We start from the raw sequence: 15,068 nt of genomic DNA, 5'->3' as shown, positions 1-15,068 counted from the left end.
GCCTACATTAGTAGGCTGTTTTATTTTTTATCTTTTGATATAATGATTTAGAGAGGTGAATTATGGAACACTTGGCTAAGATAAAGCAGTACAAAGCTTTCTATATCATTACACAAGAATATTTTTTATCTGATATAGACAATAAATTTGATTTCTCTCGGCTGATGAAAGACGTTTTACAAACGTCTGGAGAGCATGACTGTTTAGTAAATAAATTTTTAGATCAGCCCATTCTAACAGCACCCTTGTCATGGATTATCACCCAGAATCATTTTAAAGTCTATCGATTGCCAAAAATGGGAGATCGAATTGAGATTGAAACCAGATTAGTAAATGCTAATCGTTTTTTTGTGGATAGATGGTTTTCGGTTCGATCAAAAGAAGACTTGTTGATGGAATTTCAGATTCAATTTTCTGTCATTAATTTGAAAACAAGAAAAATGGGGCGAATACCCGATAGTCGCATTAAGGCTTTAGATTTAGTGGACTCCAGTCAATATCAAAGAATGGAAAAAATTTCACTGCCTGAAGAAATGACTATTTATTCTGACCGTGGTTATCAGATCCAAGATGAAGATATTGATGGGAATAACCATGTCAACAATTTAGTTTATCTTCGTTGGTGTCTTCAAGCCTTACCATTTGACTTATTGAGAGAGTATCAAGTCGAAAGCTTAGGGATAAAATATGGCCATGAGCTATTGTTTGATCAAGAGGTATCGATTCAAACCTATCTCTTTCATTCATTGTTAGATCAGAATGGAGAATTCAGAATAGAGCCTTCCGTAAAGGTGTGCTCTAGTTATCAAATTATTCAGAATTTGTCAACAGATCGAGAAGCAGGATTTTTAATTATCAATTGGAAAAGAAATGAAAGCTTGTCTTAGAAAGATGATATAAGTTTTATTATGAGCTTAATTAGAAAGTAGGAAAAGTATGATTTCACTTAAATCAGAAAGAGAAATAAAAGCTATGATGGAATCGGGTGCAATTTTAGCAAGTATTCATCAAGCTTTAAGAGATTTTATCAGAGAGGGAGTGACGACAGCTGATATTGATCGGTTTGTTCATCATAGAATTGAACAAGCTGGAGCTGTGGCGGCACAAATTGGCTATGAAGGATATAAATTTGCTACATGTACTAGTGTCAATGATGAGATTTGTCATGGCTTTCCTTCTCGCTATCAATTAAAAGCTGGAGATATTGTAAAGGTTGATTTTTGTGTTGATTTGAAAGGCGCGATTTCTGATTCTTGCTGGTGTTATGCTGTGGGTGAGATTTCGGAAGAGCATCAACGATTACTTGAAGTAACAAAAAAATCCTTATATTTGGGGATTGAAGCGGCTAAAGTTGGGAATCGAATTGGAGATATAGGACATGCTATTCAATCTTATGTTGAAAGTGAAGGGTTTGGGGTGGTTCGAGACTTTATAGGTCATGGAATCGGCCCGACTATTCATGAAGATCCTGGTATCCCTCATTATGGGATTCAAGGAAAAGGCCAACGGCTTCGTGAAGGAATGACGATTACGATCGAACCGATGGTAACGACAGGAACTTGGCAAATGAAAATGGATAAAAATGGTTGGACGGCTCGGACTCGTGACGGCGGCTATTGTGCCCAATATGAGCACTCTTTAGCGATAACAAAAGAAGGGCCTATCATTATGACTGAGCAAGAACTATAGAAAAAAGCTACCCAGAAATTAAGGGTAGCTTTTTTCTATGAAACTGTTTGATAAATCTTTTCATACTCTTTAACAATTCGATCCCATTTAAAGTAGGATATTCCTTGCGAAGCGTTTTTGGATATTTGTGGATAATATTTACAGATGTATTGAATGGCTTCATTTAAAGCAATCTGATTAAATCGATCAACTGAAACACCCACTTGATAATTTTTGAAGAAAGAGTCAAAACCTTCTCCTCTTGTGTAAATAACCGGCAAAGCTTGACTCATGGCTTCTGGGTAAACTAGTCCAAAAGTTTCTGGATAGGATAGTAGGATAAAAATATCCATTTTGCGGTATAAATTCCGCATTTCTTCTTTAGATAGAGGGCCATGATAATGTACATGAGAATATTTTTCTAACTGGGCTTCAACTTTAGGATCCCATGAGGGTCCTGCTATATGAAGCTCAACTGGGCCATATATACGAGCATATTCTTCTAACATTTCAGCAAGTTCAACAAAACGTTTACCACTTGTTAGTTTACCCGCAGAAACAAATCTCAAAGGCTGGTGAATTTCAGTTATTTTTTTGGTATATTGATTTTCATGCCAGAAATCCTCGATGCCATTTGCGATGACCTGCGTTTTTTCATTTAGGCTAGCATATTCTTTGGGAGGCACATATTTATTGTAGACTTCATTATAGGCGTTTTGAGAAATGAAAATAATTCTTTGGGCATCTCGCATCACATCTAGGCCAATTTTTCTTAACCAAGGGGCGCGCTCAAAAAAAGTGCGAACATCAGCATTTCGTATGGCTACGATGTAAGGAATATTATGTTTTAAATAAATTTGACGAGCTAACCAACCATTTGAAAAAAGGGAATGGGCGTGTACAAGGTCTAAGTCTCCGAAATGATAATTCATTTCTAAATCTTTCCAAATTTTGTTGTGCTTTATTGGGAACACATAGCGTTCTATTTGATTAAAGCACCGGCTGATAGTGGTGTAAGATCCTTTAGCAGCGATTTTTTCTTGTGGATATTGATGGGATATTGGAACATAAACTTGGATTTGATGTCCCATTTCCACCTGACGATCATATAGTTGACTAAAGAGACCAGAAGTTGAAAAATATGAATTAATATGTAATAGTCTCATAATATGCTCCGTTATTTCAATGATTCGATTTCTGATTCTAGTTCGTCTATTCGCTGTTCGAGTGAATCAATCCGCTCAGTAATAGCAGCTTGACTACCGTGGTATTCTTCACTTGTTGGAATACTAAAGACTGTAATAAAAAGATAAACTAATAGAAAGAAAATACTGACTCCAACAATTAAGAGTGGCCAACCTGTGCGATCAACATGGCGATCGATTTCCTGTAGTTGCTTGGTAATTTCTTTTTCAATAGTTGAATTGAAATCATTTTGATTTACCATACTAACTACCTCCTAGCTTTAATTTAAATTGCCCATTCTCCGTTTCGAAAAATTGGGATAATCGTTCCATCTTCAAGGATACCATCAATATTCATGTCGGCATTTCCAACCATAAAATCGACATGAACATTTGAGCGGTTGAGACCGGCTTTTTTTAGTTCATCTTGCGTCATTTTGGTTCCATTTTCAACGGATGAAGCATAAGCTTGTCCTAAAGCCAAATGATTAGACGCATTTTCGTCGAATAGGGTGTTAAAGAAGGTGATGCCTGATTGGGAGATAGGGGACTGATGAGGAACTAAAGCGACTTCTCCTAATGAACGAGAACCATCATTTTCTTCAACAAGTTGACGCAGTGTTTCCTCTCCTTCTTTAGCAGAGACTTCTGTTACTTTACCTTCGCTAAAGTGAAATTTCATTTCATTTATGACATTTCCACCATAAGCAAGAGGCTTAGAAGAAGAAATATAGCCTTCGGCTCTTCGTGCATCTGGTGCAGTGAATACTTCTTCAGTTGGCATATTTGCAATGAATTTTTCGCCTTTTTCATTATAGGAACCAGCGCTTTCCCAGATGTGATTCTTAGGTAAACCAACTGTGAAGTCTGTGCCTGGACCTGTATAATGAAGTTTATCAAATTGTTTTTCGTTTAAAAAGTTGGCTTTTTCGTTGAGTCGAGCTTCATGTTCATCCCATGCTTTAATCGGATCCTCTTCGTAGATTCGAGTGGTCTTAAATATTTGATCCCAAAGAGCATCGATTTGTTCTTCGTTGGTTGCTAAATCAGGAAATACTAATTTTGCCCATTCAGCTCCAGCTCCAGCAACGACAATCCAAGAAACTTGATTTGCCTGAGTAGCGATTCTAACTTCTTTTAGAGCTTCAGAAGCAGCGCGTTGAGCTGAATTAATCTTTGCAGGATCGATGCCTTTGAGGACATTTGGATTGCTTGATCGTAAAGCAATTCGTTTAGCTTTTTTGTTTAAGAAGTAATGACCTTCATCAATTCGGTGTTGTGGGATATTAGTCAATGCTTCTTCGCTTTTATACTGATAGTTGAGACGGGTTAGGTCGTCATCAGCCCAGTTAACAGTTACTGATTCAGCCCCAGCTTGATAGGCTGTTTGAACGATTAAGCGTACAAGGGGAGCTTGATCAATGTCGCTATTTATTAAGACGTAGTCACCATTTGTGACAGCAATTCCTTTATGGATAATTAGATTAGCATATTTTTGTAATAAATGATCAAAATTTTCTAGCATGATAGTGTCCTTCTTTCTTATTTGGCTTTCAATTTTTCCGCAATTCCGTCTGCTAAGGCATGTAATTTTATGATATCTTCTTCCTCAGCATTGAGATTAATTTTACAAGATGTGCCACCTTGTTGGGCACCACAATTAATAAATTGTTTTTCAAAGTGATCAACAGCAGCGCAGAATACCTCATAGAATGTGTCACCTGATCCAAAAACTCCAAACACTTTATCAGATAAATCTAATTGTCCCATATCTTCATAGAAATCAAGCATCTCGTCAGGTAAAACACCATCGACGCCATAAGTGTAGGATCCGATTAAGACTGCTTCGTATTCTAATAATTCTTCAGCATCTGCTTGTAATACCTCCACAACATCGGTCGTCACACCATGCTGTTCTAAACGTTCTGCAATAATATCTGCCATTTCTTCGGTATTTCCTGTTAAACTTGCAAATACAATTAAAGCTTCAGCCATTTCTTGTACCTCCTTTTTTATTAGCTTATTTGTCGTGATAATTATAGCAAACTTCTTACTAATTGTGGAATTCAATTAACTTTTTGTCCTTTATAGAAGATTTTATGAAGTCGCTTATCCTCTTTTAAAATTATGCTATAATGAGAGCCAGTGATTTCTGTTATAAGAAAGGTGGATGGTTTCGTGGCAATCTTAGTGACAGGTGGGGCAGGATATATAGGTAGCCATACCGTTGTTGAGTTATTAGATAATAATTATGAAGTGGTAGTGGTCGATAATTTCTCAAATAGTAAATCAGTGGTTTTAAAGCGTATTAAGAGCATTACCTCCAAGAGTTTTACTTTTTATGAAGCGGACATCTTGGATCAACCGGCACTGTCAACTGTATTTGATCAGCATGATATTGAGTTAGTGATCCACTTTGCAGCCTATAAGGCAGTCGGAGAGTCAGTGGCCAAACCTTTGGCATATTACCATAATAACATTGGTGGAACAATTTCATTACTTGAAATGATGAAACAATATGGGGTAAAAAACATTATTTTTTCATCCTCCGCAACGGTTTATGGAGAAGACAATCCGGTGCCATTTGTAGAAGAGATGCCTATTTCATCGGCTAGTAATCCATACGGTTATACTAAAGTTGTAAATGAGCAGCTGCTTCAAGATCTTGTAAAATCTGATTCAGAGTGGTCGGTAAGTTTATTGCGTTATTTTAATCCAATCGGGGCACATGAATCTGGTCTGATCGGAGAGGATCCACAAGGGATTCCTAATAACTTAATGCCTTACATTACGCAAGTAGCTATCGGCAAGCGTTCGATGTTGCAGGTGTATGGAAATGATTATCAGACACCAGATGGTACGGGTGTTAGGGATTATATTCATGTGGTTGACTTAGCCAAAGGTCATGTACAGGCTATTGAAGATAACCTTAATCGACAGGGAGTAGCTATTTATAATTTAGGAACTGGGAAAGGCTGCAGTGTCTTGGATCTTATTAAAGCTTTTAAAGAAGCGAATGGGATTGATATTCCTTATCAAGTGGTTGAGAGAAGACCCGGAGATATTGCGAGTGCTTACGCTGATCCAAGTCGAGCTAAAAAAGTTTTATCTTGGACGGCAGATAAGGATATCATTGATATGTGTAGAGATTCTTGGCATTGGCAGAACTTGAACCCTAATGGCTATGAAGAATTATAAGTGGTCATGGGGATGTTAAGGGGAGGTAGCCATGAGTCGGAAGAATAGGGCAGTTAAGTCTCTGTTTTTTAGTAAAAGGATTTTAGCTTGTTTTATTATAATGATTATATTAGTGGTAGCTGGCTCTTTGTTGTTAAACCAAGTTCAACATATAAAGCAGGCTTATCAACCGATAGATGGATTTTTAAGTGAAGATATTGTGAATTTGGATGAGGAAGACTCTATGAAACAAGCCTATAATAAGAGCCTTTTTAGTCTTTCTGATCCTGCGGTTGAAGGAATTATTCTTGGTTATGCTTATCCAGATGCAGGGCGAATAGGCAAAAGAGAACTAGCATGTGTCAGCTGGTATTCATGGTCTCCAAGAAAAGGCCAAATGTTGAGGTTGAATTTTGACTCCGATACGATAATAGATCATATAATTGAGGGTGATCAGTATCAACAACAGACTATTGGCGATCTCTTTCATCAAGAAGGGATTCAGGGGCTAAATCATTTGTTCTCAAGTTTAACACAGCATGCAGTTGATTTTATTGCGATTGTTGATTTTGACCAAATTGAACAACAGTTTAAGCGATCACCAGACAATTTGTTAACTAAACAATTTCTATCCGATCAAACTAATCAAGAGCTAAAGTGTTGTTCCTTTGAAAAAATTGTATCTCTTATCTTTAGTTGGGAGAATATTCCTTCTTTAGTTGAAAATTTAACATTGTTACAAGGCGCCGTGAAAACGAATCTGTCGTTTAGACAAGTTTTAGAAATTTGGCTTGCAAGCCTTTTTAAGCAAGAAGAGATGATGTCGCTTGATGATACAAATCAAGAGGGAGAGATAGACTTTGAGAAGCTATCGGAACAGCTGGCAGTCATTTATAATTAAACAAGATTTTGATAGAAGGAGGTTATTATAGTGGAGAAGAAAAGAATCTTGCATATTATGTCTTCTTTTGGAGGCGGAATTTCTTCTTTTATTTATAATTTATCTCTAGCAGCAGAAAATGAAAATTTGATTTTTGATGTTGTGACCTATGATTCTGTTCCTGATTTTTTTCGGGAGCAAATTGAAAGTACCGGAGGAGAAGTCGGATATCTATTGAATCCGAAAAGGGAAGGCTGGCGAAAATTTCAACAGTCTTTCGTTGGTGCGATTGAGGGAAAAGAGTATCATGCGGTTTATTGTCATATTTCAGGTTATAGATCTTTGGCTTATTATTATTTAGTAAGAGAGTATTTGAATCATTTGAAAAAGCATTTCTACATTCACGCTCATTACCAGTATCAAAGTGAGGTGTCTCCATTTTATAAGGGGGTAGAACAAAAGGTGAGTAGAATGGTGAACCGTAAATGCTCTAGTCAAGCGGTTGGGTGTTCCAGAGTGGCTATTCAGTCACTGTATGGTTTGAAAAAACATGAGCCCTTCGTTGTAATTCCTAATAGTATTGATCACGAGCCATTCCTTAACAGTGGTAGAAATAAAGAAATGATTCAAAATAAATGGCAGGAGCAATTTGGAGAACGATATTGTTTTGTGGGTCATATTGGGCGTTTGGAAGCTGTTAAGAATCATCGTTTTTCTTTTGAGCTGGTTCAAAAAAGTGTGGAATTAGGTCAGCCGATTCATCTATTTGTAATAGGAAGTGGTCGCTTAGAGAATGCTTTGAAAGAGCAAGTGCAAAAGATGGGGATTGCTGCATTTGTCACTTTTCTTGGGAGAGTATCTCCCATTTATGATGTATTAGGGGCTTTAGATGCGATCGTTTTACCTTCCTTTTCGGAAGGCTTTGGAACGGTGACGATTGAATCTCAAGCTGCTGGAGTACCTGTTCTGGTGAGTCATGCAGTTACTGATGAAGTGGATTTGGGATTTGGGCTGGTTGAGCGACTTGCTTTGGAAGAAGGACCCAGTGTTTGGATTCAAGAATTATTTGAATTAATTAAAGGGAACCGAACAGCGGTTGTGAGTCAAGAAGAACGACGCCACGTCATCGAATCCAAAGCCTTTTCTAATCAAGCAGCTTGTGGCTTGTTTCGACAAATGTTAGACGGTAAATTAAACCATTATCAATTAGATTAGAGGTAGGGTATGAAGTATTTTTTAAAACGTTTAATGGGATTTTCTATGGGACCCATTATTGGAGCGCTTATTTCCATTATTCAGATTCCAATATTGACACGATTGATGTTGCCAGATGAATATGGTGTTTCGGGACTTTATCGCACTTTGATGCTTTACTTACCAAATTTTATTTATGTTGGTTTAGATCAGAGTTTTTCACGTGAGTTTCATCAAATTTCAGACAAGAAATATTTGTTTCAACAAGCAAGCCTGATCCCTTTTGTTTTGGGATCAATTTTTGCTTTAATTGCGATGTTCTTTAATCAAGAACTTTCTATGTGGATGTTTGAAGATAGCAAATATGGCTATATTATTATTTTAAGTGGCTGGATGCTTTTAGCGATGATTATAGAACGATTTGTTTTGCTGTCGATTCGGATGCAAGAAAAGGCGAAAGAATATTCAGCTTTTACTATTTTGCTGAAATTAAGTATTTTTATTGTCTCAATTGGATTCGTTCTCTTGGGAGTACGAGATTTTAGGGTGATTGTCTTAGGAATGATAGTAGGTCAATTATTAGGAGATGGGCTATTATTTATACGCTATCGTGACTTATTAAATCCAATCGGTTTTAACTTAGATAAAGTTTTGCTCCTGAAATTATTAAAGTTTGGATTTCCTCTGATGCTTGCTATGTCTTTAAACTCAGTCTTAAACTTGGCAGACAATTTTATGCTGAAAACATTATCAAATAAAACAGAATTAGGTTATTATTCGGCAGGAATTGGAATTGTGAATGTCATTGGAATTTTAAAGACTGCCTTTGCTACATTTTGGACACCGACTGCTTATCGATGGCATGAAGAGCAGAAGTCAATAAAACATTTTAAGTACATTTCAGATGCTCTTTTATTTATTTTAACCGGCATGTTTTTCGCAATTTTAGTTTTTCGTCCACTGGTCATGTTAGTTGTAGGTAAGCAGTATGAACCTACTAAATATATTCTAGGCTTGTTAAGCTTCCCGCATATTATGTATACTTTATCTGAAACAACAACGCTTGGGATTGTTTTCTCTCGAAAGACTTATTTGAATATAGTAGTAAGTGTACTAACATTGATACCGAGCTTTGGACTTAATTTGTGGTTGACTCCACAATATGGTGCATTAGGAGCTGCTGCGGCTTCTTGTGGGGCGTATATCATGTTCTATACAGCGAGGACTTTTTTTTCCAGTCGAACAGGTTTTTATTTTAATCAACGTAAGCATTTTCTCACTATTCTCTTGATGCTTTTTGCCTCAATAATTAATGCTGTAAATATGGATAATCGACTGATCATGACTTTTCTGATTGGAATTGGTTGCCTATTAGTTCAGTTTTCAACGATTCAAGATACGCTTAAAATTATTAAGCAACCAGAAGAATGGGATTTTAATTAGTAAAAGGGGGGATTCTCATGTTTGGATATCTTTTATTATTAGTAATGAGTGTTTTCCTAGGATCCCAAATTTTAGCGATACCGACACCTATTGCTCAAATAACTATTTACAGGGTATTAGCGATAGGGAGTTTGATCGTTTTAGCTCTTCAAATTTTTTGGAAGCATTCCGAAATTAAGTTGTTGGCTAAATCTCATGCGACCAGGATGCTATGGGTTTATCTTGTTTGGTGGTTAATCGGAACCATCACAGGATTATGGGCAGAAAACATTAGCTCTTGGATACAAGCTACTTTTTTAATGACCGTAGGAATTTCTAGCATTGTGGCTTTATACTTTTGGACACAGCGCATACAAGATTGGGTACGCCTGATCCAGGCTTCGTGGTTCATGATGACTCTTTTGGTGATATGGGGCTATCTTGAAATTTTGACTAATCATTATTTATTCGCTGATTTGGAATTATTAGATAAATATGGAACTTTTGCTAGTCAACCTTGGACACGGATCCCTATTACTACATTTGCTAATCAAAATGATTATGCGACGATGCTCCTAGCCTATCTAGCTGTTTGTATGATTTTGTATACTTTTTCTAGAAAGCTCAGTTTTAGATTGATGTATCTCGTGCATTACTTGTTGGCAGCTTTTTTGATTTTCCAAAGCGGATCAAGAATGTCCTTGCTATGTATGCTGATATTTACAGTATATTTAAGCATTGTTTCATTAAAAATAGATTTTACTTTGAAGCAGTTTTGGTGGATGGTGAGTATAGCTGGCTTAGCAATGGCGCTATTATTGTTCTTGTTGCCTAGTATACGAGAAAAAATATTTTCAATTATTTATTTTGGTGGTCCAGCGAAAGCCTTATCTGGAGATACAAAACGTTTAAATATTTGGCGGAATGGCTTACTTTTCTTAGTTGAGACTTTTGGACTAGGGGTTGGGTCTGGGAATGTAGAGCATTGGGCTGAAGTTAGAGGGTTTTGGCCAACAAATATTATTACCAATATGCATAATTGGTGGTTAGAAATTCTGGTGAGTAATGGTATAGTAGCCTTTCTCCTATATGTTTGGGGATATTACAGCCTGATGCTTCGTTTGAAAAAAATTTCGCTTGCAAATGGGCAATTAGCTCAGGTTGCCTATATCTTGTTAGGTTTTCTATTTATTTTTATTTTTGCTAGTATAACAAGTGCGAACAATATGTTGATTGAATGGCATTGGGTATTTTTTGGATTAATCATCGCTTTTATTAAAGTGATAGATCAGTCTTACTATCTTGTGGGGAACCTGCGGTATACAGAGGAGGAAAGAAATGAGTTTAGTAACTATTGTAAGTGAATTTTGGCGTTTTTTTAAAGACTATTTTTGGCGGATTATGATGGGAGCAGTTATCGTATCTGTTTTGACCGTAGGAGGGCGCTATTTTATTAATCGTTTTTTATATCGAGATAATCAAGAAGCCTATCAACAATTATCAGAAATCTATAGCCAAGAACCAGCATCTTTTCAGATTGTTGTGACCATGGAAGATGGCAGTATTTTTACGACGGCAGAATTATTTGATGCTTATTTTTCTGCGCCAGAAATAGTTTCAGAAATTGAACAAAAAACGGGTATCCAGTTTGGTCAGTGGTTAGAATATGAAAAGCAATTAGAAATGTATAAAACAAATGAATTTAGAGGGGGATTAGCTGGTATAAGAGATGCTTCCTCGAATGTCATTACGATGCGCTTCTTAGTAGGAAAAAAAACTGAGGACAATTTGAAAATTGCAAAAGCATATGCAGATATGATGCGAAAAGAAGAGCTACCATTTTTAGGACCTAATAAAATTAGTTTTGTCCAAGAGCCTGTAAAGGGAGAAGTAATTCCGATTGAATTAACCGAAGAGGTGCCGAGCCAAGAAACGTTGACTCCTTTTCGAACAGCTGAAGCAAAAAGCCATTTTATATACGGTATTTTGGGATTAATGATTGGAACGGCCTTAACCTCCTTACTATGTTTCTTGTCTCATTTAGGCAAAAAGAAAATTATTTATGCCTTTGATTATGCTTGGGATTACCATGATCATCACTTTATGAGTCAACATGGTAAAGAGGATAAGAGCTTAGAGCAACTTATTCAAACACCTACTAATATTGAACGAGTCGTTCTACGCCAACAGAGTAAAGGGGATCCAGACCATTCATTTAATAACCAACTTTGTAGCTTGTCAGACTATAAGAATGAAAAGCGATTAGATGAAATTGTTATTTTAATTCAAAGCCACTTAACGGATAAAGCGTGGTATCATCGTGAGCGACAGTTGGCGAATTTATATCCTGCTCAGGTAAAAATTATTCATATCATATAAGGAGTTATTTATGTATACAGAAGAAAATAATTTGATATCAATCATAACTCCTGTTTATAATGCAGAACGCTTTATAGAGGATACCATTAAGAGTGTTCAGCAACAAACCTATCAAAATTGGGAATTAATCTTGGTGGATGATTGTAGTCAAGATAATAGTCGAATAATGATTGAAAAATATGTAGCAATTGATTCGCGGTTTAAGTTAATAAGTTTAAAAGAAAATTTAGGAGCAGCAGAAGCACGCAATAAGGGATTGGACATTGCAAAAGGACGTTTTATTGCTTTTATTGACAGTGATGATTGTTGGCATCGTGAAAAACTTTCTCGGCAATTGGCATTTATGATTAAGCAGAACTATCTATTTACTTATACCAACTTTGCTTTGGTTAATGAGAGTGGAGAGATACTCAAGGAATCTGTTGTTTTACCTGAACGGTTAGATTATTATGGGTTACTCAAAAATACAGCGATTGCTTGCTCAACTGTGATGATTGATAGGGACGCATTAGGTGATTTTAGAATGCCACTCGTTCGAAAAGGACAAGATACTGCAACTTGGTTAATGTTGATGCGTGAAAGAGCTGTGATAGCCTATGGTTTAGATCAAGTTTTGAATTATTATCGCCAAGTTGAAGGCTCTATTTCGTCTAATAAATGGGGAGCTATCAAGAGAACTTGGAATACGTATCGTAATATTGAAAAATTGCCTTTAATAGAGTGTCTCTATTATTTTAGTCATTATATTTTTCAAGCTATTAAGCGGAGAATTTAATAAAAAGTTATGTGGAGATCTGTGATTACATTCATAGATCTCTATTTTTATTTGATTGAGGTAAAAAATTAAGCCATTATAAATTACCTATCATATACTTTTTTGTTAGAATATGAATAAGAGAAAAAAAGAGGTGGAAAATGAAAAAAAGAAGGATGTTTTTGCTTACATATGCGTGCCTCTTGATGGGATGGGGATTATTTTTCTGTCAAGAAGTAAGGGCAGAATCAAATTATCATTTACCTAATATTGAAGAGGTGGAAGCCACGAATTCTCAAGCTGATTTGGCGACCTTAATTAAAGAACTGCCTGAATCTGCTCATTTGGGGGATCCTTTTCTAATTCTAATTAATAGTGACAATCCAAGTTACGAAGATTCGGCGCCTGACCTAGCTTACTCGGCAGATGGTCAGCCTTATTCTGCTTTAATTGTTGATTATTTTGACTCCTTACTTCAAGCAGCTGCAGAAGAAGGGCATATTTTTTCTGTTGTTTCAGGTTATCGTTCAAAGACTGAGCAAGAGAATAATCGACAAGCTCGCATTAATTCTTATTTATCAGAAGGTTTAAGTCAAGAAGAAGCAATGTATTGGACCAATCTATATTATGCTCCGGTAGATGCGTCAGAGCATTTAACAGGATTAGCTATTGATATGTTAGGGGATGATTGGACGAGCATAGGAGGCGGACTTTCAGGAGATTACGGCTATTATGATTCGGCAATTTGGTTAGCTCAAAATGCTTATTTATATGGATTTATTCTTCGTTATCCAGAAGGGAAAACAGATATTACAGGTTATAATTATGAACCATGGCATATTCGATATGTTGGCTTTGACCATGCCGAATATATTTATAATCATGGTATAACGCTAGAGGAATACTTAGCTATTATTAACGAGAAGGAACGAATGGCTCAGGAAGAAATCGAGAAAGCTAATGAAGAAACAAAAGCCATGCAAGAAGCTGAAAGATGGATAGACGAGAAAGCTGAACAAGTAAATTCAATTTTATTCTAAAGATAGAGCGACTTATTGAAATACACAGCGATATTAATTTTTAGATAGAGGGGAGAGGTGGATAGGACAAATTAGACGAAGCAATTGCTTTATCGTATCGATATTTTTCTCCAGGATTATCAGAAATGTGTCTTATCGTTTCTTAGGAATTGTTCCGTCCTTTTATGTTATATTCAAATAATTGCCATTGAATGAATAAATGTTCAAAAATTCCCACCTGTTAGATTTGCATCTAATAGGTGGTTTTTTTTTATATAAGATTCATGATTAAATTAATGAGACCAGAAGCAAGCATGACCAAGATGGGATTCCAGTTTAACTTACGTATTCCTATAAAAGCGAGAATAAAAATGACTAACAATATGCCGTTGATATGACTCAAATGTAGGGTCTGATTGCTCCAGAGAGCGGTGATTAAAATTGATAAACCTGAACTGGCGATAAGTGCAACGACAGCAGGTCGTAAAATGGATAGGATATTCTGCATTAAGTCTAATTTTTGATAGCGAGCATATAGAAGTGCTAATATACTAACGATGATGATAGAAGGAAGGATACAGGCAAATGTCGCAATGATAGCGCCTCGTACCCCACCCACTTGCAAACCAATAAAAGTAGCTGCATTAATTGCAATAGGGCCGGGGGTCATTTGTGAAATGGTAATTAAATCTGTAAAATCTGAAAGGGTTAACCATTTCTCTTGATGGACCACTAATTTCTCAATTAAAGGAAGAGCTGCATAACCTCCCCCAAAAGAGAGTGCGCCTATTTTAAAAAAGGTTATAAAGAGTTGGCTATATATCATGAGATTTCTCCTTATCAAAAAAATTTATTAAAATCCCTATGCAGAGACAAAAAAGAATAATGATTGAAACGTCAATGTTCATGTAATATACAGCTATAAAAGTGACAATCATAATCCCGTTTAGTAAATAATTTTTCTTTTTGATAATTCCATTACACATTTCAATAACAACAGAAATAATCACCGCAGCAACACCTGCTTGCATTCCTTCTAGAATTAGGGCCACCCATTGATTTTGACTAAATGATTGATAAAAGAGTGAAATAACTGAAATGATAACAAAAGGAGGAAGAACAGTGGCAATCACGGTTGTCAGGATTCCTAATACACCGGCTAATTGATAGCCGATGATGATTGCAGCATTGACAGCGATAGGTCCGGGAGAAGATTGGGCAATGGATATCAAGTTGAGCATTTCTTCATCATCAATCCAATGATAATCATTAACAAATCGATCTTTCATTAGAGAGACAATGACATATCCTCCGCCAAAAGTTAAGGCGCTTAGTAGAAAGGTTGCACAGAATAATTTCCAAAGAAATTCTAATTTATTTTTCATAGGAGT

At 36.2% G+C, this 15,068-nt stretch carries 16 protein-coding genes; 10 read left to right on the top strand and 6 right to left on the bottom strand.

The genetic code is table 11. The features are described 5' to 3' along the window. Window positions 1-62 precede the first annotated feature (62 nt). A complete protein-coding gene (locus HZY91_RS07750) occupies window positions 63-887 on the top strand; it encodes an acyl-ACP thioesterase domain-containing protein (protein ID WP_197115709.1) in 825 nt (274 codons plus the stop codon). Window positions 888-936: 49 nt separating this feature from the next. After that, window positions 937-1,689: a type I methionyl aminopeptidase gene (gene map, locus HZY91_RS07745; protein ID WP_197115708.1), complete on the top strand. Its 753-nt coding sequence runs from the start codon at window positions 937-939 to the stop codon at window positions 1,687-1,689. 35 nt (window positions 1,690-1,724) lie between these two features. On the opposite strand, the gene HZY91_RS07740 is transcribed toward map, so the two are convergent. From HZY91_RS07740 to HZY91_RS07725, 4 genes are read right to left on the bottom strand one after another with little or no spacing between them, the layout of a single operon-like run. Then, window positions 1,725-2,834, bottom strand: coding sequence for a glycosyltransferase family 4 protein (locus tag HZY91_RS07740; protein ID WP_197115707.1), 1,110 nt, complete (start codon window positions 2,832-2,834; stop codon window positions 1,725-1,727). A gap of 11 nt (window positions 2,835-2,845) precedes the next feature. Then, entirely contained in the window at window positions 2,846-3,115 is a 270-nt protein-coding gene (locus HZY91_RS07735; RefSeq protein ID WP_197115706.1) for a hypothetical protein, read from the bottom strand. Between the two features lie 23 nt (window positions 3,116-3,138). Beyond that, the gene (locus HZY91_RS07730; RefSeq protein WP_197115766.1) at window positions 3,139-4,380 is read right to left on the bottom strand and encodes an aminopeptidase; all 1,242 of its coding nucleotides are present in this window, start codon (window positions 4,378-4,380) and stop codon (window positions 3,139-3,141) included. 14 nt (window positions 4,381-4,394) lie between these two features. After that, a complete protein-coding gene (locus tag HZY91_RS07725; protein ID WP_197115705.1) occupies window positions 4,395-4,847 on the bottom strand; it encodes a flavodoxin in 453 nt (150 codons plus the stop codon). 183 nt (window positions 4,848-5,030) lie between these two features. On the opposite strand from HZY91_RS07725, the gene galE reads away from it, so the two are divergent. The 8 genes from galE (at window position 5,031) to HZY91_RS07685 (ending at window position 13,698) form a co-directional block, all read left to right on the top strand. Next, the gene (gene galE, locus HZY91_RS07720; RefSeq protein WP_197115704.1) at window positions 5,031-6,050 is read left to right on the top strand and encodes a UDP-glucose 4-epimerase GalE; all 1,020 of its coding nucleotides are present in this window, start codon (window positions 5,031-5,033) and stop codon (window positions 6,048-6,050) included. Window positions 6,051-6,081: 31 nt separating this feature from the next. Beyond that, entirely contained in the window at window positions 6,082-6,930 is an 849-nt protein-coding gene (locus tag HZY91_RS07715) for a hypothetical protein (RefSeq protein WP_197115703.1), read from the top strand. Between the two features lie 30 nt (window positions 6,931-6,960). Next, window positions 6,961-8,124: a glycosyltransferase gene (locus HZY91_RS11155; protein WP_197115702.1), complete on the top strand. Its 1,164-nt coding sequence runs from the start codon at window positions 6,961-6,963 to the stop codon at window positions 8,122-8,124. A 9-nt stretch (window positions 8,125-8,133) separates the two neighbouring features. After that, window positions 8,134-9,546: a lipopolysaccharide biosynthesis protein gene (locus HZY91_RS07705; RefSeq protein WP_197115701.1), complete on the top strand. Its 1,413-nt coding sequence runs from the start codon at window positions 8,134-8,136 to the stop codon at window positions 9,544-9,546. A 17-nt stretch (window positions 9,547-9,563) separates the two neighbouring features. Next, complete coding sequence (locus HZY91_RS07700) at window positions 9,564-10,889, top strand: O-antigen ligase family protein (protein WP_197115700.1); 1,326 nt, start codon at window positions 9,564-9,566, stop codon at window positions 10,887-10,889. Then, a complete protein-coding gene (locus HZY91_RS07695) occupies window positions 10,864-11,904 on the top strand; it encodes a hypothetical protein (RefSeq protein WP_197115699.1) in 1,041 nt (346 codons plus the stop codon). Before HZY91_RS07700 ends, HZY91_RS07695 begins: the two co-directional genes overlap by 26 nt. Before the next feature lie 10 nt (window positions 11,905-11,914). Continuing rightward, window positions 11,915-12,679 carry a glycosyltransferase family 2 protein gene (locus HZY91_RS07690; RefSeq protein WP_197115698.1) on the top strand — a complete coding sequence of 255 codons (765 nt, stop codon included), beginning with the start codon at window positions 11,915-11,917 and terminating at the stop codon, window positions 12,677-12,679. Window positions 12,680-12,819: 140 nt separating this feature from the next. Further along, window positions 12,820-13,698, top strand: coding sequence for a M15 family metallopeptidase (locus tag HZY91_RS07685; RefSeq protein WP_197115697.1), 879 nt, complete (start codon window positions 12,820-12,822; stop codon window positions 13,696-13,698). 250 nt (window positions 13,699-13,948) lie between these two features. On the opposite strand, the gene HZY91_RS07680 is transcribed toward HZY91_RS07685, so the two are convergent. Together HZY91_RS07680 and HZY91_RS07675 are read right to left on the bottom strand one after the other, a co-directional pair. Further along, entirely contained in the window at window positions 13,949-14,503 is a 555-nt protein-coding gene (locus HZY91_RS07680; protein WP_197115696.1) for a chromate transporter, read from the bottom strand. Continuing rightward, window positions 14,493-15,062: a chromate transporter gene (locus tag HZY91_RS07675; RefSeq protein ID WP_197115695.1), complete on the bottom strand. Its 570-nt coding sequence runs from the start codon at window positions 15,060-15,062 to the stop codon at window positions 14,493-14,495. Before HZY91_RS07675 ends, HZY91_RS07680 begins: the two co-directional genes overlap by 11 nt. Between the last annotated feature and the right edge of the window lie 6 nt (window positions 15,063-15,068).

Origin of the sequence: Facklamia lactis (assembly GCF_015863205.1) — a bacterium.
GTDB lineage: Bacteria > Bacillota > Bacilli > Lactobacillales > Aerococcaceae > Facklamia > Facklamia lactis.
The sequence above is the reverse complement of the archived record's forward strand: the minus strand, read 5'-3'. Positions and strand labels throughout refer to the sequence as shown.